The sequence below is a fragment of the Candidatus Termitispirillum reticulitermitis genome, from assembly GCF_054655775.1.
Genome location: NZ_BAAIHG010000014.1, coordinates 1 through 25,576 on the forward strand (window position 1 = coordinate 1; position 25,576 = coordinate 25,576).

Genomic DNA, 25,576 nt, shown 5'->3' on the forward strand with positions numbered 1-25,576 from the left:
GATGGCAAGTCCGGTAACTGGGGTGAAGTCGTAACAAGGTAGCCGTACCGGAAGGTGTGGCTGGATCACCTCCTTTTTAAGGATTGTTTAACATCATACTTAATTAGGTAAATAAGACCTCTCTTGCGCCTCCCCTCCCCAAACATCCTTGAAAGTTGAATATTATGGGGGTTTAGCTCAGCTGGGAGAGCACCTGCCCTGCAAGCAGGGGGTCGGGAGTTCAATCCTCCCAACCTCCATTATGCTAAGGTAAAGGGCAACCCTGTGGTTGCCCTTTGCTATATTATATGCCATTATCGGTTCTTATAGGGGACTATAGCTCAGGTGGTTAGAGCGCGCGCCTGATAAGCGCGAGGTCGATGGTTCAAGTCCATCTAGTCCCACTTTCACGCCTATCAAAATTACTTGAATATAATATATAAACAACATATTGAAAGGATATCTATGAGGGAGATTATATTTGACACGGAAACTACAGGATACGCAGCTAGCACAGGCAGAATTATTGAAATAGGTTGTGTAGAGCTATTAAACGGCACATTAACAGGCAACACCTTTCAACGCTATCTAAATCCAGAGCGTAGCATACACCCCCGTGCACTAGAGGTTCACGGACTAACTAGTGAGTTTTTGAGGGATAAGCCTAAATTTATTGATATTGCGAGCGAACTGTTGGCTTTCATTGGCGATTCAACATTGATTGCCCACAATGCATCATTTGATATGGGTTTTCTGAATGCTGAACTGGCAAGGGTTAATTTGCCTGCAATCGCAAAGGAGCGGGCTGTTGATACTGTGGCTTTATCAAGAAAGCTCAATACTCATTTAGCACACCATAATCTTGACGCTCTGTGCCGTGCTTATGGCATTGACAATAGCAACCGCACGCTACACGGTGCACTGCTAGATGCAAAACTTACAGCAGAAATCTACATTAAAATGAAACAAGAGATAAAGGCTGGTGCGTTCTAAAGCCTCCACAGCGGTTTTACCGCGAGAGGGGAGTTATTCCCCTGCCTTGACACAAAAATATTTTCTGATAAGATGTGTTGGTAAAGAATAGCCCATATACACGGAGGTTTTATGGCACAAGAGAGCAATAGCAAGTTCGTGCACCTGCACCTGCACACCCAATATTCGCTATTAGATGGTGCTATTTTAATAGACAAACTCACTGGGCGCATTAAAGAGCTGGGCATGGACAGCGTGGCTATTACCGACCATGGCACGATGTTCGGCGTAGTTGACTTCTATAAAGAGTGCAAAAAAGCGGGCATCAAGCCTATTATCGGTTGCGAGGTCTATGTTGCACCCGATGACCTACGCAATAGAGACTACAAAGACAATGCCGTATCAAATTATCACCTAGTGCTACTTGCCGAAACCTATCAGGGCTTTTACAACCTACGAAAACTAGTGAGCATTGCCCAGCTAGAAGGCTTTTACAAACGCCCACGCATAGATAAAAATCTGTTAAAGCAATACCATGAGGGGTTGATTGCACTGTCTGCCTGCGTAGCGGGCGAGGTAGCGAGGAAAATACTAGAACCAAACTCTGATTATAATACAGCGCGCGACATTGCCCTAGAATATGAGGAGATAATGGGCAAGGGGAACTATTATCTTGAAATACAAGACAATGGGCTATCAGACCAGCTTGCCGTCAACGCGCAAATTATAAACATATCAAAGGATACGGGCATCCCACTGGTGGCAACGGGCGACTGTCACTATCTAAACAAAGGTGACGATGCATCGCACAATCTGCTAATGGCTATCCAATACAAGAAGAAGGTAGAGGATATGCTTAAAGAGGAGGATAGAACTGATAGGCTATACGTCCGTAGCCCAAAGGAGATGATTGAGGCGTTCAAAACCGCACCTGAGGCGGTAGAGAACACTGTTAAAATAGCAGAACGTTGCAACGTGAACATGGAACAAGACTTCGGCAAGGTTCACATGCCCGATTTTGAGGTGCCAGACGGCTTTACGCAAGAAAATTATTTTAGGCACATAGCAATGGAGGGGCTGAAAAAGCGTCTTGAGCGCGTTCCAGATGTCTCCAAGCATAGAACCTACTATGGCAGGCTAGAAATGGAGATGGACGTCATCAAGCTGAAAGGCTATATCGGCTACTATCTGATAGTGTGGGATTTTATCAGCTACGCTCGCTCGCAAAAGATACCCGTCGGTCCCGGCAGAGGCTCTGGTGCAGGCTCGTTGGTAGCGTATTCAATGGGTATCACCGACCTAGACCCTATCAAAATGAATTTGCTATTTGAGCGGTTTCTCAACCCAGAGCGCAATTCATTCCCCGACTTTGACATTGACTTCTGCATTCGTCGCAGGGACGAGGTTATCAGATACGTTGCCGAAAGATATGGAGTTGACAGGGTCGCAAAGGTAGCTGCATTCGGACAGATGGCGGGCAGGGGGCTGGTGCGTGATGCTTGCAGAGCACTAGGCGTGCCACTGAATGTGGCGACAAAGCTGGCAAATGCTATTCCCAAAGAGCCTAGTATGACTATATCAAAGGCGGTTAAGAATGATAATACCCTGATAGCACGACTAGAGGCTGAAAACGTTGGATTCTATGAAAAAGTTTCCAAACTGGAGGGGTTATTGCGTCAATACGGTGTCCACGCAGCGGGTATAGTGATAACAGATAAATCTATCACCGAATATGCGCCCCTATGTCGCGATAGAGATATGGACAAGGAGAGAGATAAAGATAAAGCTGAAATTGAAAATGAAAATGTCAATGTCACCAATGCGATGGGCGTTATACAATACGACAAGCACCTATTAGAGGAACTAGGCTTGATAAAATACGACTTCCTCGGATTAGCCAATCTGACGATTATTGACGAGGCGGTCAAGTTGATACACAAATACGAAGATGCGGACTTTGAACTGGAAAATATTCCATACGATAACAAAGAGGTCTATGAGATGATTTCCCTTGGAGATACTACTGGGGTATTCCAGCTAGAAAGCGATGGCATGAGACGACTACTGCGCAATATGAAACCATCTAACCTAGAAGATATTACCGCTGCTAATGCGCTGTTTAGACCTGGTCCTATCAAGGGTGGTATGCTAGAGCTATTCTGCGACAGGAAACATGGCAGACAAGAAATTGCCTACGAAGTGCCCGAACTAGAGCCTATTCTGAAAGATACCTACGGGGTAATCGTATACCAAGAGCAGGTTATGGAGATTGCACGTGTTGTGGCGGGCTATTCGTTAGGAGCAGCGGACAATCTGCGCCGCGCTATGGGCAAAAAAGATGCCGAGCAGATGGAGCGCGAGAAAGAAGTGTTCTTACATGGTGATGAAAGGCGCAACATTCCTGGCGCACTTAAACATGGGGTAGCGGACGAGAGAGTGGCAAAAAATATATTTGATTTGATGGAGAAGTTCGCTGACTATGGCTTTAACAAGAGCCACTCAGCGGCTTATGCGATGCTGGCGTATCAGACGGCGTATCTGAAAAAGCACTATCCTGAGTCATACTACACAGCATGTATGAGTATCGCTATTGACAGCAAGAAGGACTTTGCCAAGTTTATGGAGGATGCCAAATCGCATGGCATACACGTGTATGCGCCAGATGTGAATAAGAGTGTAGTTGAATTTGAATATGAAGTTGATAAAGACGACAAGGCTGGTGGTGGAGGTATCTGGTTCGGGTTAAGTGCCGTTAAGAACGTAGGTTTAGCTGCTGATAATATAATAGAAGAGCGTGGCAGGGGTGGCAAATACGAGAGTATATACAAGTTTTGCGAACGTGTTGACACGCACAGGGTAAATAAACGGGCAATAGAGGCGTTAATCTACGCAGGAGCGTTTGACAGTTTCGGCAAGAATCGCCAGCAACTGATTGCACTATTACCAAAACTGCTGGACCGCTATTCTACCGACCGCAAAAAGAAAGATGATGAACTACGGGCTAGTGGCGTGCAGAGCATTGAGGATTTCTTATCTAGTGATGATGAGAACATTGCGTTATTATCAGAGGAATATCCAAATGTTGAGGAGATGAAAAAAGACGAGCTATTGGCAAAAGAAAAAGAAGTATTGTCAGTTTATTTCTCATCACACCCTGTTCAGGAGGCATTACAGGCGGCTAATGCTGTGGGATTATTTAACAACATCGCCATTAGCCAAGAGGGGGAGGATGAAGACGTAGAACAACCAGATGATGACGAGGGCAATGGTGGCATATTCATCAAAGAATCACGCGAAGAGGGAGATAGAATGCGCTTTATCGGTGTAATCGCCAGCATAAAGACAAGTTCAACCAACAAGAATAACGACAGACCCAGCGAAAAAATGGTGCGGTTTGTTATAGAAGATGCCAGCGGCTCGCTCACGGTGCTAGCATTTCCGCGCAAATACACCGAATATATGCAAATGATTGAAAAGAACAAAGTTGTCGTTGTAGAGGGCACGTATCAAGAGAGTAGCGACGGCAAGGGGGAGGTTATACTAGAGCGAATGTTTGACAACATTGCAGATGCGCTAGCCTCACCTATGGCAGAGCAGAAAAACAAGGTGAAAACCAGCAAGTTCACAGGCGAAGCAGGGATGAGGCTACCAGCCATTACGACCGATGCATTTAAGCGCACGGCTGAGGTGCAGGATATGAATGACGGACAGCCCGTGTTGGCATTTGTCTATATATCGGAGATAAAGGAAACGTTCACTAATAAGAATGATGACACTAAAAAACATCAAAAGATGGCATTTGTGAAACTGTCTGATGGGGAGGGCTATCTTGATGGAGTGATATTTCCCAAAACGTATAAGAAGTTGGCTGACAAACTGGAACAACTAAAAGGCAAACCCATCGTTGTCAAAGGCATGTGGCAAGTGCGGGAACGCGGTGGTTCGCTACTGGTAGATGATGTGTATGAGCTAGACACTGCGCTTGGAATCTTTATCAAACAGTTAGTTATAACACTTCCAGTTGATAGGATTGACAGCGATAGGCTCGCCCAGTTCCGCACAGAACTAGAGGCTATGCCAGGCAGATTGCCTGTAAAATTCCGCATGAGTGGTGCGGGTAGCTACCAGCTAGAGTTTGACTTATTGCGTAGATTGGGCGTTAAACCGTCCAGTAAGCTACTCGCTTTAACCTCACAGCTGTTTGGCGAGGAAAATTGCAAATATTTAGTGGCGTAGGAACATAAGAAGGTAGAGCATGGTAGGAGTAATTAAAAATGTATAAAGCTTTGACGATAGCGGGTTCTGATTCTGGTGGCTGTGCTGGCATACAGGCAGACCTAAAGACATTCACTGCGCTCGGAGTATTTGGAACGAGTGCAATTACTGCGCTAACATCGCAAAATACGCTAGGCGTAACACATATAATGCCCACAACGCCAGAGAGCGTTACATCTCAAATAGATGCCGTGCTGTCAGACATCGGCGCAGATGCTGTCAAAACTGGTATGCTGTTTTCAAGCGAAATCATCTGTGCCGTATCAGAGCAATTAAAAGCACATAATGTAAAAGAACTAGTTGTTGACCCTGTAATGGTGGCTACCACAGGGGCGGTGCTACTGCAAGACAGCGCAAGAGCGGCACTAGTGGAGCAACTATTTCCCATAGCAAGTGTCATAACCCCTAATAAACCTGAGGCGGAACTGCTGACTGGCGTTAAAATATCGGATATGAACGATGTTCACAATGCGTGCAAGCGATTAGTTAATATGGGGGCAAGGGCGGTCGTCTTAAAGGGTGGGCATATTACAGGAGACAAGGGTGTTGCTGTTGATATATTATACGACGGGGCGAACTTTCAAGAGTTTAGCGGTGCGTGGACTGATACCAAGAACCTGCACGGCACTGGTTGCACCTATTCGGCGGCGATAGCAACCTACCTAGCGCAGGGACATTGCCTAAACGAGAGCATAAGATTAGCAAAGAAATATATTACAGGAGCAATCGCTACTGGCGCAAAACTCAGCATCGGCAGGGGGGTAGGACCAGTGAACCATTTGTGGATGAGCTAAAGAGGGGCATTTTAACTTGTGCAATTACAAAATAAAATAATCTCTTGACAAGCTGAAAACTTTTTAGTTAAATAAGTAGGAGTTTAAGTTTCATATATTTAGACAGGGGCAGGTGTAATTAGATGCAGATAGGTATAGATTATACACTGTTTATTCAAATAGCGCAATTCCTTGTAATTGTGCTACTAGTGAGCAAGTGGATTGTTGCACCCGTTCATTCTACGTATAGTCGGCGGGACGCTTTAGTTAAAGAGCTAAACGATAGGGCAACCGACAATCTGCGTCAGATAGAGAAAAAGCGTGAAATATACGAGGCAGACCTTGAGGCGGTGCGTGCAGAGCTAGCAGAATATTCTGTTGGCTTGCGTTCGGAGGCTCTAGCCCGCGCTAAGGCTATTACTGATAGGGCTGACGCAGAGGCTAAAACTTTTGTAGAGGCTGGACGTGCTAATATAAAGAGCGAGACTGATATTGTCTGTTCTATACTTATGAAACAGGTAGATGAATATTCGCGGCAAATACTTACAGATATAGTCAGCAAGGTAAGCAGGAGTAGTGTTGCATGAAACTAGTCCTATCCGCATTGTTTGCTCTAATGTTGCCAGCGTATGCGGTGGCATCTGCTGATGCACACTACAGCGTCAGTGGCTTTTATTGGCGTGTAGTTGCATTCGTTCTGTTCGTAGGTTTGTTATACAAGTTTGTAGGCAAGCGTCTTTCTGATGAGACAGCTAATGGTGTAGCGAGTGCTAGCGATGCGATGAAAAAGGCTGAACTAGCCTGCAAAGATTCTGAAGCGCAACTTGTTGACTACGTAGCTAAAATCAATGCGATGAGTGAAGAACTCAAAAAGATGAAAGAGGTTGCTAGTGCCACAGCCCAGCGCGAAGCGCAGGATTTAATTGCCAGTGCTGAGCGGATGGCAGAAAAGTTGAAACGCTCTGCTGAAAATACGTTGAATGTTGAGACAGAACAAGCTAGGCTGGCTATACGGGCGGTAGTGGCAAAAAGTGCCCTTGCTAAGGCTGAAGAACAAGTCGTAGCTATGACCCTATCTGATAAACAGAAGTATATAGCAGACAATCTTATGTATATCGGAGAGGGGGGAATAGTTTATGATTAACTCACCAGTAGCCGTCAGATATGCAGATGCCCTTTATTTTGAAGCCTTGAGCAGTGGAAATATTGATGCTGTAACTAGCGATTTAGCGCAACTCAAGGAGTTACTCCTTAATAATGATGACTTTGCCACTTTTGTATCAAGTCTCGCTCTATCGGCTAGCGATAGGATAGCTGTAATAAATGCACTTGCTAAAAAGGGTGCTGGGCTTAACAGGCTTACACAGGGACTTTTAGTAGTTCTAGCTAATAATCGCCGCTTGAACCAGCTTGAAGCTGTTGTTGAAGTTGTTGAAAGGCGCATTATGGAGGCTAACGGTGAGCTGGAGGTGCGCGTGGAATACGCTGTGTCTATAACAGATGCCATTAGAAAGTCGCTTTTGTCAACATTGGAAAAGTTGACTGGACGTAAGATAGTATTGAAAGAGTTCGTGAATGAATCGTTGCTTGGCGGAATGAAAGTGTTTGTTGACAGTATGTTATATGATTTGAGTCTGCGTGGCAAATTTGATAGGTTAAAAATGGAGCTTAGTAAGTAATATGGGCGGATATATGGTGCGATTAAAATAAGTATAGGTGTTGATATGCAGATTAAAGCTGACGAAATTAGCCAGATAATACGCGAGCAAATCAAAAACTTTGACAAGAAAGTTGAGATGGCGGAGATAGGCACCGTCCTAAGTGCTAGTGACGGCATAGCTAAAATTCATGGGCTTGATAACGTCATGTCTGGGGAGCTTGTGGAGTTTTCAGGTGGCATCTACGGACTGGCGATGAACTTGGAATATAGCAATGTCGGAGTCGTGGTATTCGGCGATTATGAGCACATTAAAGAGGGCGATACCGTTAAGAGAACGGGTAGGATTGCATCCGTCCCTGTAGGTGATGATTTGATAGGACGTGTTGTGTCTCCGCTTGGAGAGCCTATAGATGGGAAGGGACCTATCAAAGCAACCAAAATGGATGTTATAGAGAAGATTGCACCGGGAATACTTGCGCGCAAGTCTGTCCATGAACCTGTTCAAACTGGCATTAAGGCGATAGATGCGATGATACCAATAGGGCGCGGTCAGCGTGAGCTTATAATAGGCGATAGGCAGACTGGTAAAACCGCTATTGCACTAGATACTATCATAAATCAGAAAGGGCAGAACATGATATGCGTCTACGTAGCAATAGGGCAGAAGCGTTCAACAGTAGCTAACGTTGTAGAGATACTAGAGAAACACGGGGCTATGGAATATACGATAGTTGTTGCCGCTACGGCAAGCGATTCTGCGCCGCTTCAATTTATCGCACCGTTGGCGGGTTGCACTATGGGCGAGTATTTTAGAGATAACGGTAAGCATGCGCTACTTATATATGACGATTTGTCAAAACATGCCGTTGCGTATAGGCAGATGTCGTTGTTGCTCCGCCGTCCTCCGGGTCGTGAAGCCTATCCGGGTGATGTGTTCTATCTGCATTCAAGGTTGCTTGAACGTGCGGCTAAGTTGAGTGATGCACTTGGTGCGGGTTCATTGACGGCACTGCCTATTATTGAGACTCAGGCTGGTGACGTAGCTGCCTATATACCTACTAATGTAATATCTATAACAGACGGACAGATATTCCTTGAAACAGACCTGTTTTTCAGTGGCGTTCGCCCTGCAGTTAACGTAGGTATATCAGTATCACGCGTTGGTGGCAGTGCCCAGATAAAAGCTGTTAAACAAGTTGCAGGGCGTTTGCGATTAGACCTAGCACAATATCGTGCTATGGCGGCGTTTGCTCAGTTTGGCAGCGACCTTGATTCCGCTACGCAAGCGCAACTTACACGCGGTAGCAGATTAACGGAGCTTTTGAAACAGCCGCAATATTCGCCCTTGTCAGTAGAAAAACAGGTTTTAGTGCTATTTGCGGGAACTAATGGATATATTGATGACGTTGCATTAAAATCGGTCTCTAAGTTTGAACATGAATTTCTGACCAGCATAGAAACGGAGCACCCAGAGATGCTACAAGAGTTACATGATAAGAAAGCTATCAGTGACACCTTGTCAGCTAAGTTGAAAGAGTTCCTTGACGATTTTAAGAAGAGATTTGTTGCGTAAGTTGGCTATTTTAGAGGTATTTAATGGCTAGTATTAAAGACATTAAGCGTAAGATAAGCTCAGTGCATAGCACTCAAAAGATTACAAAGGCCATGAAAATGGTCTCTGCTGCGAAGTTGCGGCGTGCTAATGAGGCTGTTACAAGCACTCAGTCATACTCTGAAAAGTTGCGCGAAGTTGTCGTCAACCTTGCAGCTAATGTGAGCGACTTTAAGCATCCGTATATGGTAGTTCCTAGTGAGACTAAAACTGTGGGGTTGTTTGTTTTAAGCTCAGATAGGGGGCTATGCGGTGCTTTTAACTCTAACGTTGTAAAGGCTGTTCAGAGTTTTCAACAGGAAAATCCGAGCTATAAGATAAAGTTGTATATATCGGGCAAGAATGCTTATGATTACTTTAGGCGCAGAAATGCCGATATTGTCTGTAAATGGATTTCGCTTAGCGGAAAAGTGACCTATCCGCATGCGGAAGAGATTTCAAAAACAATCGCTAAAGCCTTTACCAATGGAGAAATAGATGCGGCATATCTCATATATAATGAGTTTTTCTCGGTATCGTTTCAACTGCCAATATGTAGGCAGCTCTTTCCGCTCTCGCTGGATAAAGACCGTGTAAATGAGGGCTACAAGCTTGAGTTTGAGATGGCTTACGACTACAACGTAGCGACCGATGCTGGTTTGTCTGACTTTTTGATAGAACCTGACCCTGCTTCGGTTTTAGGGAGACTATTGCCTAGGTATGTAACATTTTCAATATATCACTCATTGTTAGAATCCGCTGCTGGGGAGCACGGTGCTAGGATGGTAGCGATGGATAATGCGACTAGGAGTGCAGACGATATGATAAAGCGTCTTACATTAAACTATAATAAAGCGCGTCAAGCGACAATAACCACCGAATTGCTTGATATAGTCAACGGCGCGGAAGCCTTGAGGTAAAGGAGATTAGCATGGCAGCAGCAACTGGAAAGATAGTTCAAATAATAGGACCTGTGGTAGATGCAAAATTTGACACAGGTTGCTTACCAGATATCTATACGGCACTCGTTGTGAATCACGGTGAGCGCAAAGTCGTCTGCGAAGTGGCACAGCAGCTCGGTGAGGACACCATACGTGCAGTTGCTATGAGTAGCACCGAAGGGCTTGTGCGCGGTATGCCTGTGGAGAATACAGGTGAACCTATTATGGTGCCTGTGGGCAAATGTGTGCTAGGGCGCATATTAAATGTGACTGGAGACCCTGTGGATGAGGCGGGGGAAGTCAAGGCTGAATCTTATCGTAGCATACACCAGCCGACTCCGTTGCTAGAAGACCAAGAAACATCAGTTGAAATGTTTGAAACAGGTATAAAGGTCATAGATTTGTTAGAACCTTATACCAAAGGTGGGAAAACTGGGCTACTCGGCGGTGCCGGCGTGGGGAAAACTGTTGTTATTATGGAGCTTATCAATAATATTGCTAAACAATATGGCGGTTATTCGGTCGTGGCAGGTGTCGGCGAAAGGACACGTGAGGGTAATGACCTATATAATGAAATGAAAGAATCTAACGTGTTAGATAAAGTTGCATTAGTTTATGGGCAGATGAATGAACCTCCGGGTGCGCGTATGAGAGTCGCCCTAACTGGACTTACTATATGTGAAAACTTCCGTGACCAAGGACAGGACGTGCTACTTTTCGTGGATAATATATTTAGGTTTAGCCAAGCTGGGTCTGAGGTGTCAGCATTGCTTGGACGTATGCCGTCGGCTGTTGGTTACCAGCCTACGCTCTCCACAGAGATGGGCGAGTTGCAAGAGCGCATTACATCTACTAAAAAGGGGTCTATCACGTCTGTTCAAGCTATATATGTGCCTGCAGATGACCTTACTGACCCAGCTCCAGCCACTACGTTTGCGCATTTAGACGCTACGACGGTTCTATCTCGTTCTATTGCAGAGCTTGGCATATACCCTGCAGTTGACCCTTTGGACTCTACTTCACGCATACTTGACCCTAACATAGTGGGGGAGGAGCACTACAATACTGCCCGTTCAGTTCAATCTGTGTTGCAACGTTATAAGGAATTACAGGATATTATAGCTATACTCGGCATGGAAGAATTATCTGAAGACGACAAGCTCACGGTGTCACGTGCGCGCAAGATACAGCGTTTTCTGTCTCAACCGTTCCATGTGGCAGAACAGTTCACGGGCATTAAAGGTAAATATGTGTCGCTGAAAGACACCATTAAGGGCTTTAAGATGATATTAAACGGCGAATGCGATTCACTGCCGGAGCAAGCGTTTTTCCTGTGCGGTGGTATAGAGGATGTGTTTGCTAATGCTGAAAGCTTGAAGGGTAATAAATAGTATTATGGCTAAGATGTATTTTGAACTCACGTCTCCGGAGCGACTTGTGCTCGGCACTGAAGTGGATGAGCTATACGCCCCTGCCGATGAGGGAGAGATAGGGATATTGCCCGACCATATATCACTGGTTACATCGCTTGCTACGGGGGAATTACGCTATAAAAACGACGGAAAACTAGACTATTTTGCTATTGAGGGCGGGTTTTTGGAAGTATCTAATAATAAGATAGTCGTCCTTACAGAGCATGCTGATTTGGGTAAAGATATAGACGTAGAGGATGAAAAGAAGCGCAAACTGATAGCGGAAGAAACGCTGGAGCTGGCTTATGCTGAAGCAAGCAAGAATGAAACAACACTTGATACTACTGGTATGGAGGAAACTATAAAGAGGAGTGATGTCCGCTTGTCGGTGGCATCCCACTATTCCGCACAAAAGTCGAATGAGCATTAGTTTTGATTTTTTCTCTGGCGTTCACCGCGACCCTCGCGTAATTTCTGATGACATCGTATATGGACGAGGTAGTTTTGTTACGGACAGTCTGCCTACTGATATTGAATTTGTCTATTTCGTCATCACCAATACTAGCACTAACAACATAGTGCTAGCTGATTTCTTTCTAGAAACGGGGCACTCTATAACTCCCTATGTAATTTGGGATTTAGATTTGCCGAATGAACATGTTCACAATAGGCTTATAACCCCCAGTGCTCGTGTAGTCATAGGCTTTCTAAGGGATTTATTTACTCGGCGTGTTCTGCGTTGTGCGGCAGTGCAAGAGCCATTTATCTTTAATATTGCATGCAGATTAGCTGATGGTGCAATATGCCGTTCTGATAAATATGAACTCTCAACTAAATATCCGGCTAATCCGTTGCAGGATATTGATATATCGCGATATCGTCACTTTTTTGACAGACGCATTTCAATATTTGATAAGGAGTTGTCTCGCATAAACGAGCAATATGGAACACTCTCAAACTATGCTAATTTACATTTAACGCTAGGACTGCATAAGTTCAAGGGTGAGGGCTGCACTTCTTTGTGGCAGTGGCGCGAGTGGATGCCGGCAGCCACTAATTTATGGCTGGTAGGTTCATTTACAAATTTTAAGATAGACGATAAGTTTGCATTTACTAAAGATATTGAAACTGGTATCTGGCAGCTAGATTTACCCGAAAATGCACTGAAACACGGCGATTATGTAGAATTGCGGGCTGAATCCCCCAGCACTAACGGCGAGCAAGTCCGCAGAATACCAGCATTTTCTAAGTGGGTAGAGCAGGACAAAAATGTTGAGGAGCAGTGGTGTGCACGTGTGTGGTCACCTGATGATGTTTATAGATTTAAGAATGATAAAAAGGCTAAATGGACTGATTTTCCACGTATATACGAGGCACATATAGGTATTGCCCAGCCTTATATTGGGCGCACAGATAAGAGTGTAGGCACGTTTGAGATGTTCAGTAAGCTACTTCCGCGTATTAAAGAGAGTGGCTATACTGCCGTGCAGCTAATGGGCGTTTTGGAGCATCTGCTCTATAAATCATTTGGCTATCAAGTGTCTAGCTATTTTGCTACAAGTTCACGTTTCGGCTCACCTGATGATTTCAAGAGACTAGTTGATGAGGCGCATAGGCTAGGCTTGTCAGTTATACTTGATATACCGCACAGCCACTCAGTGCCTAATACTGAGCAGGGCATTGCCCGCTATGATACCACTAGTTTTCTCTTTGCTGATAAAGCTAATCAATGGGGAACTATATCATTTGACTTTTGCAAAGAGATGACCAGAAGATTCTTGCTCTCAAACTGTCGCTACTGGATGGAAGAGTACCATATTGATGGTTTCCGTTTTGATGCCGTAGGCAATATGATATACTTAGATAACGGGATAAATGACAGCTTTAGTGATGTGAATAGCTGTTTTTATAGCTCTAATGGTAGTTCGCGCATAGACGAGGCGGGTGTATTATATTTGGAGCTGGCAAATGAGCTTATACATAGTATGGGCGGGGTGAGCATAGCGGAAGAGTTTAGCGGAATGCCCGGTATGACCTCGCGAGCCTGTGAAGGTGGACTTGCCTTTGACTATCGGCTGGCTATGGGGATACCTGACTTTTGGGGTAAGTTTATTAAAAAAGGGCGCACCAGTAGTGATATATGGTATGAGATGACTAATAGGCGTGGTTATGAGCGGACTATCAGCTATGTTGCATGTCATGACCAGTCTATAAATGGGCATGATGCTATGATTTGGCGGCTGATAGGCGATGACATGTATGAGTATATGTCTCACCTGCAAACTAGCTGGAAAGCATCTCGCGGAATTGCGCTATACAAGATGATGCGACTTGTGACGCTTGGCACGGCAGATGCTGGCTATTTGAGCTTTATGGGGGACGAGTTTGGACACCCTGAATGGATAGATGCTGATGGGTATGGGCATAGACAGTGGCACTTGACTGCTCGGAACGATATAAAATATGGCAATCTATGGGCGTTTGACAAGGCGTCTCTTGTTGATTTGCTGGCAAAACACGCTGATAGTTTCAGAGAGAAACCCTATATGCGCTACGTTCACGATGAATATAGAATATTAGCATTTGAACGTGGCAGGCTATTATTCGTATTTAATTTTAATGAAACAGAGGCGGTGGAGAATTTGTCGCTGTGGGTGACTCCTGGCAAATATGTTGAGATGTTAAGCTCTGATTCAAAACTTTTTGCTGGCAACGGTAATCTTGAAATAAGCAATCCGCAGATGGAGCATTTTTCACAAACTGATGACTCTAACAGCGATAAATCAGTTGAGCGAATTTCGCTCTACCTGCCCCCACTAGTTGTGTTAGTTATGTTGAGAAGTTGATATGAATGATAGCATTATAAGCCTGTCAACTGGTGGTGGTGGCAGAGCTATGCAAAGGCTAATAAAAGACGTTTTATTTAAGCATTTTAAGGGCAGTGAGCTACGGGAGATGCGGGACGCCTCATATTTCATGCCGACTGAACTTATACCTAACGGCGAGCTTGCCATATCAACTGATTCGTTTGTTGTTACGCCAGAGATATTTCCCGGTGGCAATTTGGGCAAACTAGCGGTAGCGGGCACCACAAACGACCTTGCATGTGCAGGCGCGGTACCACAATATATAACCTGCGCCCTTGTAATACCTGAGGGATATAGGTTAGATACCATTGAAACAATTATCGCAACATTTGCACAGGCAGCCGACGAGGCGGATGTTGAAATTATTGCTGGCGACACTAAGGTTATTCCAGCGGGGGAGCTGTCTGGCTTGATAATCAATACTACAGGTGTTGGCAGGCTCATTAAACGAACAAACGATTATGCATCTATTAAGGTTGGAGATAGGGTAATTATTACATCAGATATAGCACGGCATGGAATAGCTATCTCTCTTGCTCGCGGAGAATTTGGTTTTGAGGGTATTGTTGAATCAGATTGTAATATACTCTGTAAAATGTTAAATAATATACTAGGCTTTGATGTGCATTTTATAAGAGATGCGACACGTGGCGGAGTTGCTGCAGTGTTAAATGAAATTGCCGACAAGACTGGGCTTGGCTTTGTCATAGATGAAAAGACTATCCCGCTTGACGACGGTGTAGAGGGGCTATGTGAAGCATTGGGCTTTGACCCCCTTGATGTGGCTAATGAAGGGGTCGCACTCGTAGTGGTAGGGGCAGACGATGTAGCTAGCGTGCTTGATATGTTGCACAGCTTTGATGTGGGCACGCGTGCAACACTTTGCGGAGAAGTTGTAACGAATAGCAATGTGGTTATGACTACTAGGGTTGGTGGCAGAAGATATATAGATATGCCACTTGGCGAGATATTGCCACGTATATGCTGATTAGGATGTCAGATAAGATAAGGTAAATATGAGTAAACATGTAGGTTTGAATTTTGGGGCGCGTTTTTTTAAGGTTGTTGAACTTGGAGGAAAGGGTGGCACAGCGGAGATTGTGTCAGCGCAGTTTATACCGGTACAAAATGGGGCATTTGCTGATGGGCAGATAATGGACTTTGCTGCTACTTCAGAGCTAGTGGCAAAGGCATATAGCACAGGCTCATTTTCTAGCAAGCCGAGTGCACTTGCTCTACGTAGCGGAATTGTTGTTGCAGGTGTTAAAGTGCCGTTTATAAATGAAACTCAACTTAGGAATAATCTGCTGTTTATCGCAGACCAATACCTAAATATCAATCTAGGCGAATATTCAGTTGATTATAATATTGTCCGTATAGACAAAACTGCGCTTACTGCAAATGTTGTATTTGTAGCTAACAGAAAAGACACTATATCAGACTATGTCTCTATCTTTAACTCTGCAAACGTAAATCTTGGAATAATAAGTGATGAAAGCATTGCTTTGTGTAATCTATACGTTCGTATGCAACTGCCTATGAAAGAGCCAACTATCATATTACAGACAGGAGCATCGGAAACTTGTGTAATATTTTTAGAGAACGGAACGTTTGCTCGTAGAGACCGGTGCAATATAGGTGGCGATTTTTGCAACAGCTTGCTTGCAAATGATGCTAGTATCCCTAAAGATGAAATAGAGCTTGCTAAGACTAACTTAGGTAATCATAAAAGTGCAGAATCTGTAAAGAAAATTATTGAAACGGAATATCTGCCTAAACTGCTTGATGAGGTGGATAAGTCTATGCAGACGTATGTAGCACTAGGAGGTCGTGCCCCTAAAAGAGTATATTTAAGTGGCGGTGGTGCCACAACTCACAGGCTGTCTAATGCCATTAAAGACAGGTTTGGTTTAGTTGCTGAGGTAATGAACCCCATAAGTTCAATCAAATCCTCTGATAGCGAAACCACTAATATACTACAACAAATGCCAGCTGTTCTAAACGTTGCTATTGCTATGGCTTTACGTTAGTAGCCTTAATATCAACCACAACTATTTCAGACCGACTGCCAATCCGCATAGGCGGTCCCCACGTTCCGTAGCCACAAGAGGTGATAAGGTTAAACTGCTCCTTGTTTAACAACCCATACGCTTTTTCGTATATAAACTTTACAACAATATTAGCGGGTATGAGCTGTCCATTGTGAGTATGTCCCGATAGTTGCAAAGCAACGCCAGCATTCATAGCTTCATCAGCCCTTTGTGGTTGGTGGTCAGCCACAAGCACTAGACTATTTTTTGTCAACTTAGACACTAACTCGTTAGCTGTTTTGCGCGACTTGCGTCTAAAGCCTGTAGAACGTAAGTCGTCTCGTCCGATAATAGACAGGTTTAGTTCTGGTATATAAACACTCTCATCTACTAGTAGGACTATCCCCGATGAGCGTAGCAGTTTTTCAGCGGTATTTATTCCCTCTCCATAGTACTCGTGATTGCCAAGCACCCCATAAACGCCGTAGGTGCTCTCTATCCCCCTAAATATTTCTGCAACGTTCTTATCATTGAATGGCTTTTGCGCTCCGTCTATGGTATCTCCCGCAAATATTACTACATCAGGTTTCTGCTCATTTATAAGCCTAACTAGTTTTTGCAAACGAGCAGGGCGGGTAAAGTTAGTAACATGAACATCGGTAATCTCCACTATGCGAAAATCTTTGCCAGCCTGTGCGTACGTGAGAGTATAATTTGTAGGGTGTGTGTTTAGCGTGTTATATAACCCCAGCAGATAAAACAAACCAACAACCACAAGATAAACTTTATCAAGTGGATAAGCGACAACTATTTGGTGAAAGTGAAACAAGCGCGACAAAAGCAAGATAGTGTCTAGCATAAACATCACAGAAAAACCTATAAGGTATAGCCCTGTGAATGTATACGTAATGTATGAGAGCCACGCAGGCACCTGTAGTGGCAGAAACCTAATAACTATAAGCGCACATTGGGTAAACAGAAACACGAATAGCGCAAACACAAACTTATTGTGTAGAATTTGTGGCAATGCCGCACCAAACAACACATACACACGAACACCAAGGTATGTAGCAGCTGCAAGATTGGCAGCGAGTATCAGGGCAAAAGAGATGTTCATTATTTGTTCCTTTATGTTAATATATGAATAATATACACTAAATCAAGGGTAAATATAAAGTTGTATTTCTATGCACACCGCTTATGCGTTTGTGGTATAATACCACCCACTTTGTTTTATAAGGAGCGCACATAATGACTGAAAGCATAATAACGATAAGCATATTCACCCCCCCCCCCCCCCCCCGCATAATCAATATTTAAGGGGTTCTTGGACAGTTCACTCTACGGAGGTGGCTGTCAATGCATAGTTTTAACGTCAACACTTTCTTTAATCGGTTTAGACATCTATTCTTCGTTCTCATATCACTAGCAGCCATTGTTTGTATCTATGCGCTGCTGTCGTTCGTCTTTGTAGGCAGAACAGATGCAGTGCCTCTGAAATGGCAAAAACACCTAGAAATATCACAACAAGAACTATATAAGAACCTAGATAACTTCAGCATAGTTGGTGTTGACAAGAATGTTCTACGTAGCGATGTATCTGATAACTCTAGCATAATCGTTGATTTAGGTAATAGGGCGACAAAAGATTACAAGCGGGTATCATTGCTTATCTCTAGGCTTAATACGACTAATAGCAGATTTAGGGCGGCATGGCTATCATTTGTTGACAAATCGGGCAGGCAGACTAATAGAACCTTTGATATGCTAAGAGATGGCTTTAACTCGTCAAAGGCTGTAAAAGGGAATATTCCCGAGCAGTTCACAATAACCTTATCAAGTGAAAAGAGCGGATTTTCTATGGAGCTTGAACGAGCATATTTAAGCAAATATCCTGTGTTGCCTAATAGCTTCATTGTTCCGTTTGCGCTAGTATCTCTTTTTGTATCGCTTATAGTTTGGTGTTGTGTCTATAAGGGATTGCATAGCTGGATATTAGCTAGGAACTGGGCGTTATTTGCTATTATAGTCGCCATTCAACTGATGTTTGTAGCCTACTATAGAGACCAAGCTAAGGGTAATATCGGCGAAGAGATATTGTCGTATATAAAGGCTAATCGTGCCGAGACCGAGTCTGCCCTCACCGCTACAACTGATTTAGGTGTCTATAAGAATTGGGGAAGTGGCAGTATCTGGCATTCATCACAAGAGTTGTTCAATTCTGTAACTGCACAGCCGAATGAAAGGCTATCTCATTTGAACGAGCTACGTGCTAGATTGACTGCACACTCTCCGACACACCGCATTCAGTTGCATCTGGTTTCAATGCTATTTCCCAATACTTTTAGCTATTGGCTAGGAGTGTTGTTGAATATCCCCTACTATTTGGGAACGTGCATTCTTTTATACGTCATATCAAGACGTTTCCTATCGGGCAGGCTTGCTCTACTACCCCTTGTTTTTTATGGATTCAGTGCTGCTGGTATCTACATTCCTATATTTGCCCGTTCATACACGTTGGCAACGTTCTTTTGTGTCCTCTTGGTCTATTTGTTATTGGATATATTGGATGGCTCTAGGTTAACAAAAAGATTTTATGTGCTACTCGCACTCACATTCTTTTTAGGTTTTGATGCACATAATTACTTTTTGTTATGGTTAGCGGGCATGTCTGTTGTGCCTGTTGTGATACTATTCCGCCAGAAACGTTTCTTGAATATTGCTAGATGTGCAGTGGCTCTTACAATTGGTTTTGTGATGTATATGCTGTTTGTAGCATATCCGTTTGAAGATGCACATACTGTTCTGTATGGATATGGGGTAAGCACGCACATAAAGATATTTTCTCAGGCTTTTATGATGGTTATGAGCGAATTCGGCGGTGCAGTGTTCTGGTTTCTGCTGGTAGTAGCCGTCAGTAGTTTTCTATGCATCAAAAATGCTAGATTATACGTATGTTCTAGTAGCAGCGAATTTGATAATCATAGCACCTTGACGCATAAGACTGCCTTGCCACTGTGTGTCTCTATAGCAATAGCATTATTTGCCTATTTGCTGGGTAGTTCTATACTTGCCTCATACCCCTTTGCTTTTGCTTGGTATTATTTGCCTATAGCCCCAGCTGTGGCTCTGCTACTTGTGATACTCACAAATGAGCTTATTTGCAGGGTAGTGTGCGATATTCCCCTATATCGCCAGCTATTTGCGGGCATGGTGCTGATAATTTCATTTATAGGTTTTTATAACAGAGTAGAACCTATTAAAATAACTGGATACTATGAGCGTGCCAACTATGCAAAAATTGCTGAACCATACAGGGATATAGCAGCTATCTGCATATCACATACAGACAATAGAATACTTGCTATAATGAATCTTCGTGAGGCTATAAGTATAAAGCCTGATAGCATTGCAGAGCTTGACAAAGCCCTAGAACACGTGAGAGACGATAAAAGCGTGGTTGTATATTTTGGAGCAGATACAGGCTGGCAGCCTGAGTGGGCTGATTATAAACAGTCTGTCATAGAGGCTATGCACCAACGTGGCTACAAAAAACGTGTGCCGTTCATAGACGGTGTCAGCTGGATATTTTATAAGTAATAGATAGTGCGATATTTGTTTTAGCAATTGACAAGCTTCGCCCATGCCTATATAGTTTAACTATGAATTTTGACCTTAACTCTATAGTTAGAGACATAAGCATTGTGGCATTGCCGTTTTTATTTGCCATAACCATACACGAGGCTAGCCATGCTTATGCGGCTAATGCACTCGGCGACAACACTGCTAAGAATGAGGGGCGGCTCACCTTGAACCCACTTGTTCATATAGATATTATCGGCTTACTTGTGCTATTTCTTACCAGAATGATAGGCTGGGCAAAGCCCGTGCCAGTAGATATGAATGTAGTTGGACGCAGGAGATATGGTAGACTTATTGTTGCAGCGGCGGGACCGCTCTCTAATCTAGCGGTTGCCATAGTTTCCACGTTGCTTATCCCGCTACTGTTTTATTTTTTGGATGATGTCAAGTTCAGCTCCGTTATGGGCTGGCTATACTTAACGCTGGTTGCTTCGGTGAATATAAATATCACCCTTGCCGTTCTGAACTTAATGCCACTCCTGCCACTTGATGGCGGGCGCATATTGTGTGATTTACTTCCGCTAAAATATGCCACAGAGTATGCTAAAATGGAGCGCATAGGAATGGTTGTGGTGCTGGCACTATTTATGACAGGTATTATATCTTATATAATAAGCCCGCCGATACATTTTTTGCAGTCTGTTTTACAATATATAGTGTCTTCGCTTATGAGGCTATTATCATGACTAATCGCAAAAAGGTATTTAGTGCAATGCGTCCTACGGGAGCGTTGCATTTAGGGCATTATTTTGGGGCATTGCAAAATTGGGTCAAGATGCAGGACGATATGGACTGTGTTTTTGGTGTTGCCGACTGGCATGCGCTTACCACAAACTATGCAGACCCTGAGGACATAAAAGAAAATACTCGCCAGCTTATCATAGACTGGCTCAGTATAGGGCTTGACTCCAACAAAGCTGTCTTTATGATACAATCGCAGAACCTTGCTCATGCGGAGCTATACTTGCTACTGGGTATGGTTACCCCGATTGCGTGGCTAGAGCGAACGCCGTCTTATAAGGAAATGCGCGCACAGCTAACGGATAAGAACCTTGATAATTATGGTTTTTTAGGTTATCCAGTGCTTATGACCGCTGATATAATTATATATGATAGCGATTATGTTCCAGTAGGGATAGACCAAGTGCCTCACGTAGAGTTGAGTAGAGAAATAGTGCGGCATTTTCATGCTTTGTATAAGACAGAGGTTTTTGTTGAGCCGCAGCCGATACTTACCGATGTGCCAAAACTGCCCGGTTTGGATGGGCGTAAGATGAGTAAAAGTTATGGCAACTCTATCGCACTGGGGGAATCAGCAGACAGTATAGAGCAGAAACTAAAGAGAATGGTAACTGATACCAACCGCATTCGCAAAACTGATACGGGCAACCCCGATGTATGTCCCGTCTTTGATTGGCATAAGGTCTTTTCCACACAAGATGAGCGGGCGGAAGTTTGTGCGGGGTGCAGGGGTGCACAAATAGGCTGTATTGATTGTAAAAAGATACTCATAAAACACGTAGAAAGCCTTGTAGCACCTATCAGGGAACGGCGCAAACGCTTTGAAGTAGAGGTAAAAGACGCTCGTGAATATATAAAAACCTCTCAACTGCGTGCCAATGAGATGGCTGAGCAGGTTGTTGAGCGGGTGCGTCAAGCCATAAAGATATAAGGCTATATAACCTGATGAGTGCATTAGACACTATAAGCATAGACAAGTATGAGGGTCCATTAGACCTGCTGATACATCTTGTTCATAAAAATGAGATGAACATCTTTGACGTTCCAATATCAGAGATAACGGCTAGTTTTATAGAGGAAATCAAGTGCTTGAAAATGCTGGATGTGGAGGTTGCGGCGGAATTTATACAGATGGCAAGCTATCTCTTATATCTAAAATCGCGTTCAATGCTACCGAAAGAGGGTTTGCCGTCAGATGAACTTAACCCTGAAGACGAGGCAGCCTCATTTGCTAGGGCATTAGCTGATTTAGCATTTTGTAAAGAACTTGCGCTATTTTTAAGAGTCTGTGAGGAAACATCTGCAAATTATTTATATCGGCGCGAAAGCGTGCTGTTGCCAAAAGATGAGATACATCAAGGAGCTTATGCTCTAACGGATGCATTTTTTAATATAACGGCGGAGCGCAAAGACGAACCATTACTGATAAATAGCTATCAGGAGCAGGCGGACAGGACGGCGATGCTTGTACAGAGAGATATATTATCACGGGAAGATAGCCTATGGAGTGGTATAATAGCACTAATGAATAGTCCGTTTGAGTGCACCGCCGCTTTTTCTACTATTCTTGTTATGGCAAAAAATCGTTTGATAAACGTTATTCAAAAAACTAATTTTTCTGATATACTTATAAAACGATTACAATGAGGTTTGCTTTATGTACACTATACTAATTTCTGTCACAGTATCTGCACTGGTAGGTGCAATAACCTTTGCTCTATCGGGCAGTGTGCTCCTTGCCACTGTTCTTGCTATAGTGGTGTTGCTCCTTATAACTGTGCTGATTGGCAGGTATTTTTATAAACGTATGCAGTCTCTTATGGAGCAGGTAGAGAAAGATATAAAGGCTGACAAGATAGAGCGCGCTGTTGAGCGAATGAAAGGTGCTTATGCCTACTCTAACTGGCAGTTTATGGTGAAAAAGCAGATAGATTCGCAGATAGGGACGATATACTATGCGAGAAAACGCTTTGATGAGGCTTTTCCGCTATTAAAGAGTGCGGTGGTGAAGAACTGGCCATCAATGTGTATGCTCGCCTCACAATATTTTAGAATAAAGGACTATGACAAAGCATTGAGCACTATGGATAAGACTATGAAGGGCAATAAGAAGGAGGCTTTTGTTTATAGTTTATACGCTTATATGCTAATGGAGCGTGGCAAAACTGACAAAGCTATTGAAGTTTTGCATAAGGGGATAGAGAAACTGCCTACTGATGAACGGCTAGTAGGCGAGCTTGAAGCGGTGCGCAATAATAAGAAAATAAAGATACAAAATTATGGTGCTATGTGGATGCAGATGCACATTGGGGCGAAGATGCCAGATGGTGCTAGGCAGTATCAAGCGTTCTTATCTAATCAGAAGATAAAACGCCGCTAATTTATTATGTCACAGCTAGGCAATTTTCCAAAAGATGCCTTAAATAACAGCAAGGCGCACATATCTGAAATAATCGCAGCTAATGAAGCGCATATCGTCCGTCTGTTGACTGAACCGCACAAGACATATCTGAATTTTGTCCGTCCGCTTGCTGATTTAGATGACAGGCTCAACTTAGCTTTTATGCCAATATCACACCTAAACAGTGTTAAGAATACAGCTGAAACGCAGAAAGTATATGCAGACTGCATTGGCGATATTACAACGTATAGCACAAAAATTTCACAACATATTGATATATATAATAGTTTTTTAAGTATTCGCAGCTGTGAGTATGACAAGCTTGATACTTCGCAGAAAAAAGTGCTGGATGATGCAATACTTGCCTTTGAGTTAGCAGGTGTTGCACTGCCAGTAGATAAAAAAGCTCGTGTAATGGAAATTAACGTGCGTATGAATGAGATTTGCAACGAATTCAGCCAAAATTTATTGAACGCTACAAATGCCTATAAACTCACTATAACAGATGAATCGTTGCTTGGAGAGATGCCAGAGAGCGATAAGATTACATATAAAACTGATACAGGCTGGGCATTTGGTTTGCAAATGCCTAGTTATATTGCTTTTATGACCTACGTTACCGATAGGGTAAAGCGAGAGGAGATGTATAGAGCTTATACCACCCGTGCACCCGAAAACGGCGCAATCATCACAGAGATATTGGCATTACGGGACGAGCTTGCACATATATTATCTTGCAAAAACTCTGCAGAAAAGCGCTTAAAAGAGATGGCTGCTCCGTCTGTGAATGCTGTATTAGAGTTTTTAAGGGAGCTTGGCAAAAAAGGGAAACCTTATGCCATAAAAGAGTTTGAAGAGATGTCTGCATTGGCGGTGCGGGATGGGCTAGACGGCTTATCAGCATACGATACAGCGTATTATTCTAATAAGCTAAAGAAAGAGATATTTTTTGATGAAGAAGAACTGCGTCCATACCTTGAATCAGACCGTGTTGTTAGCAAGCTATTTGAGTTGCTAAATAGGATGTTTGGCATAACGCTTAAATGGGTTGATACTGAACTTTGGGATAAAAAGGCTAAGTTTTATGAAGTTTATAGGGCAGACAAGCTAATTGGCGGGCTATATATAGACCTTGAAGCACGAACTGACAAGCGTGGCGGGGCATGGATGAATGATTGGCATACGCATTATATAGATTCTAAAGGTGTTCAGCACCTGCCAGATGCCTTTATAGTGGGAAATTTTCCGCCATCCACTGAAAGTATCCCCTCTTTACTGCGCCATAGTGATGTGGTGACGCTCTTTCACGAAATGGGACACGCGTTGCACCACATAATGTCAATTGTAAATGAATACAATGTGAGCGGTTCTCATGGCATAGAGTGGGATACTATAGAGTTTCCATCTCAATTTTTAGAAAACTTTGCTTATTCTAGTGACGTCTTAAATGATTTAGCCATGCATTATGAGACTGACGAACGATTGCCGAGTAATTTGTTAGATAAGGTTATAGCGGCACGCAACTTCCAAGAAGGGCTTGCACTTGTGCGCCAGTTGGAATTTGGACTATTTGACATGCTTATTCACTGCCAACTACTAGATGAGCATGGGGTGCAACAAATACTTGATAAGGTGCGGCACGAGGTTGCAGTGGTCGCATATCCTAACTACAATAAATTTCAGAACGGATTTAGCCACATATTTAGCGGTGGTTATGCGGCGGGCTACTATAGCTATAAATGGGCAGAGATGTATGCCGCAGACGCCTATCTTGCTATAGAAAGGGCAGGAGCTAAGGCTAATGAGCTGACAAAACGCTATTGCGATACTGTGCTTGCTATGGGGGCGAGCAGAAATATGGATGAAATATATGAGCTGTTTTTAGGCAGACAGCCTGAACCAGACGCTATCTTAAGGCTAGCGGGGCTGATAGAGGACTGAGGATGTCCAATTCTCTAATGATTCAGGGAACGGCATCAAATGTGGGTAAGAGCCTAGTAACCGCTGGCATCTGTCGCATACTCAAACAAGATGGCTACTCAGTAGCACCATTTAAGAGTCAAAATATGGCGTTAAATAGCTTTATTACTAATGAAGGCTTAGAGATGGGGCGAGCACAGGTAATGCAGGCAGAGGCTGCGGGCATAGAGCCACTAGTTGCAATGAATCCAATACTCTTGAAACCGGCAAGCGCAGTATCGCAATAGCGTTTTGTCAGCTCATTAGCCTTAGCTCCTGCCCTTTCTATAGCAAGATAGGCGTCTGCGGCATACATCTCTGCCCATTTATAGC

Annotated in this window: 20 protein-coding genes, 2 tRNA genes, 1 rRNA gene and 1 pseudogene; 23 read left to right on the forward strand and 1 reads right to left on the reverse strand. The window is 43.6% G+C overall.

The window, feature by feature from the left end:
* The 16 genes from AC1MDJ_RS02840 to pilM all read left to right on the forward strand — a co-directional run.
* Window positions 1-76: ribosomal RNA gene (locus AC1MDJ_RS02840) — 16S ribosomal RNA — on the forward strand; the annotation flags it as partial.
* Between the two features lie 90 nt (window positions 77-166).
* A tRNA-Ala gene (locus AC1MDJ_RS02845) sits at window positions 167-239 on the forward strand.
* A gap of 70 nt (window positions 240-309) precedes the next feature.
* Window positions 310-383, forward strand: a tRNA-Ile gene (locus tag AC1MDJ_RS02850).
* 61 nt (window positions 384-444) lie between these two features.
* Entirely contained in the window at window positions 445-972 is a 528-nt protein-coding gene (gene dnaQ, locus AC1MDJ_RS02855) for a DNA polymerase III subunit epsilon (protein ID WP_479689446.1), read from the forward strand.
* 111 nt (window positions 973-1,083) lie between these two features.
* On the forward strand, window positions 1,084-5,187 hold the full coding sequence (gene dnaE / locus AC1MDJ_RS02860; RefSeq protein WP_479689447.1) for a DNA polymerase III subunit alpha: 4,104 nt from the start codon (window positions 1,084-1,086) through the stop codon (window positions 5,185-5,187).
* A 38-nt stretch (window positions 5,188-5,225) separates the two neighbouring features.
* Window positions 5,226-6,020 carry a bifunctional hydroxymethylpyrimidine kinase/phosphomethylpyrimidine kinase gene (thiD, locus tag AC1MDJ_RS02865; RefSeq protein WP_479689448.1) on the forward strand — a complete coding sequence of 265 codons (795 nt, stop codon included), beginning with the start codon at window positions 5,226-5,228 and terminating at the stop codon, window positions 6,018-6,020.
* Between the two features lie 122 nt (window positions 6,021-6,142).
* Complete coding sequence (locus AC1MDJ_RS02870; RefSeq protein ID WP_479689449.1) at window positions 6,143-6,586, forward strand: ATP synthase F0 subunit B; 444 nt, start codon at window positions 6,143-6,145, stop codon at window positions 6,584-6,586.
* Window positions 6,583-7,143: an ATP synthase F0 subunit B gene (locus AC1MDJ_RS02875; RefSeq protein ID WP_479689450.1), complete on the forward strand. Its 561-nt coding sequence runs from the start codon at window positions 6,583-6,585 to the stop codon at window positions 7,141-7,143. Before AC1MDJ_RS02870 ends, AC1MDJ_RS02875 begins: the two co-directional genes overlap by 4 nt.
* On the forward strand, window positions 7,136-7,678 hold the full coding sequence (atpH, locus tag AC1MDJ_RS02880; protein ID WP_479689451.1) for an ATP synthase F1 subunit delta: 543 nt from the start codon (window positions 7,136-7,138) through the stop codon (window positions 7,676-7,678). Before AC1MDJ_RS02875 ends, atpH begins: the two co-directional genes overlap by 8 nt.
* Window positions 7,679-7,723: 45 nt before the next feature.
* The gene (atpA, locus tag AC1MDJ_RS02885; protein WP_479689452.1) at window positions 7,724-9,232 is read left to right on the forward strand and encodes a F0F1 ATP synthase subunit alpha; all 1,509 of its coding nucleotides are present in this window, start codon (window positions 7,724-7,726) and stop codon (window positions 9,230-9,232) included.
* Between the two features lie 23 nt (window positions 9,233-9,255).
* Window positions 9,256-10,170: an ATP synthase F1 subunit gamma gene (gene atpG, locus AC1MDJ_RS02890; RefSeq protein WP_479689453.1), complete on the forward strand. Its 915-nt coding sequence runs from the start codon at window positions 9,256-9,258 to the stop codon at window positions 10,168-10,170.
* An 11-nt stretch (window positions 10,171-10,181) separates the two neighbouring features.
* Entirely contained in the window at window positions 10,182-11,582 is a 1,401-nt protein-coding gene (gene atpD / locus AC1MDJ_RS02895; RefSeq protein ID WP_479689454.1) for a F0F1 ATP synthase subunit beta, read from the forward strand.
* Window positions 11,583-11,586: 4 nt separating this feature from the next.
* Entirely contained in the window at window positions 11,587-12,033 is a 447-nt protein-coding gene (atpC, locus tag AC1MDJ_RS02900; RefSeq protein ID WP_479689455.1) for an ATP synthase F1 subunit epsilon, read from the forward strand.
* Window positions 12,023-14,449: an alpha-amylase family glycosyl hydrolase gene (locus tag AC1MDJ_RS02905; RefSeq protein ID WP_479689456.1), complete on the forward strand. Its 2,427-nt coding sequence runs from the start codon at window positions 12,023-12,025 to the stop codon at window positions 14,447-14,449. The genes atpC and AC1MDJ_RS02905 overlap by 11 nt, the downstream gene beginning before the upstream one ends.
* 1 nt (window position 14,450) lies before the next feature.
* Window positions 14,451-15,458, forward strand: coding sequence for a hydrogenase expression/formation protein HypE (gene hypE / locus AC1MDJ_RS02910; protein WP_479689457.1), 1,008 nt, complete (start codon window positions 14,451-14,453; stop codon window positions 15,456-15,458).
* A 28-nt stretch (window positions 15,459-15,486) separates the two neighbouring features.
* Window positions 15,487-16,500, forward strand: a complete 1,014-nt coding sequence (gene pilM, locus AC1MDJ_RS02915; protein WP_479689458.1) for a pilus assembly protein PilM — start codon at window positions 15,487-15,489, stop codon at window positions 16,498-16,500.
* On the opposite strand, the gene AC1MDJ_RS02920 is transcribed toward pilM, so the two are convergent.
* Window positions 16,484-17,617: a metallophosphoesterase gene (locus AC1MDJ_RS02920; RefSeq protein ID WP_479689459.1), complete on the reverse strand. Its 1,134-nt coding sequence runs from the start codon at window positions 17,615-17,617 to the stop codon at window positions 16,484-16,486. The genes pilM and AC1MDJ_RS02920 overlap by 17 nt on opposite strands.
* Window positions 17,618-17,859: 242 nt before the next feature.
* Here AC1MDJ_RS02920 and AC1MDJ_RS02925 point away from each other — a divergent pair, with 242 nt between their 5' ends.
* The 7 genes and pseudogenes from AC1MDJ_RS02925 to AC1MDJ_RS02955 form a co-directional block, all read left to right on the forward strand.
* Window positions 17,860-20,100 (forward strand): hypothetical protein, encoded by a 2,241-nt coding sequence (locus AC1MDJ_RS02925; RefSeq protein WP_479689460.1) that lies wholly within the window; start codon window positions 17,860-17,862, stop codon window positions 20,098-20,100.
* Window positions 20,101-20,162: 62 nt separating this feature from the next.
* A complete protein-coding gene (locus AC1MDJ_RS02930; RefSeq protein WP_479689461.1) occupies window positions 20,163-20,828 on the forward strand; it encodes a site-2 protease family protein in 666 nt (221 codons plus the stop codon).
* Complete coding sequence (gene trpS / locus AC1MDJ_RS02935; RefSeq protein WP_479689462.1) at window positions 20,825-21,814, forward strand: tryptophan--tRNA ligase; 990 nt, start codon at window positions 20,825-20,827, stop codon at window positions 21,812-21,814. The genes AC1MDJ_RS02930 and trpS overlap by 4 nt, the downstream gene beginning before the upstream one ends.
* 14 nt (window positions 21,815-21,828) lie before the next feature.
* Complete coding sequence (locus AC1MDJ_RS02940) at window positions 21,829-22,530, forward strand: segregation and condensation protein A (RefSeq protein ID WP_479689463.1); 702 nt, start codon at window positions 21,829-21,831, stop codon at window positions 22,528-22,530.
* A gap of 10 nt (window positions 22,531-22,540) precedes the next feature.
* Entirely contained in the window at window positions 22,541-23,263 is a 723-nt protein-coding gene (locus AC1MDJ_RS02945) for a tetratricopeptide repeat protein (protein ID WP_479689464.1), read from the forward strand.
* 6 nt (window positions 23,264-23,269) lie between these two features.
* A complete protein-coding gene (locus AC1MDJ_RS02950) occupies window positions 23,270-25,225 on the forward strand; it encodes a M3 family metallopeptidase (protein ID WP_479689465.1) in 1,956 nt (651 codons plus the stop codon).
* Window positions 25,226-25,227: 2 nt separating this feature from the next.
* Window positions 25,228-25,476: pseudogene (locus AC1MDJ_RS02955) on the forward strand (nucleotide-binding protein); the annotation flags it as partial.
* Window positions 25,477-25,576 lie beyond the last annotated feature (100 nt).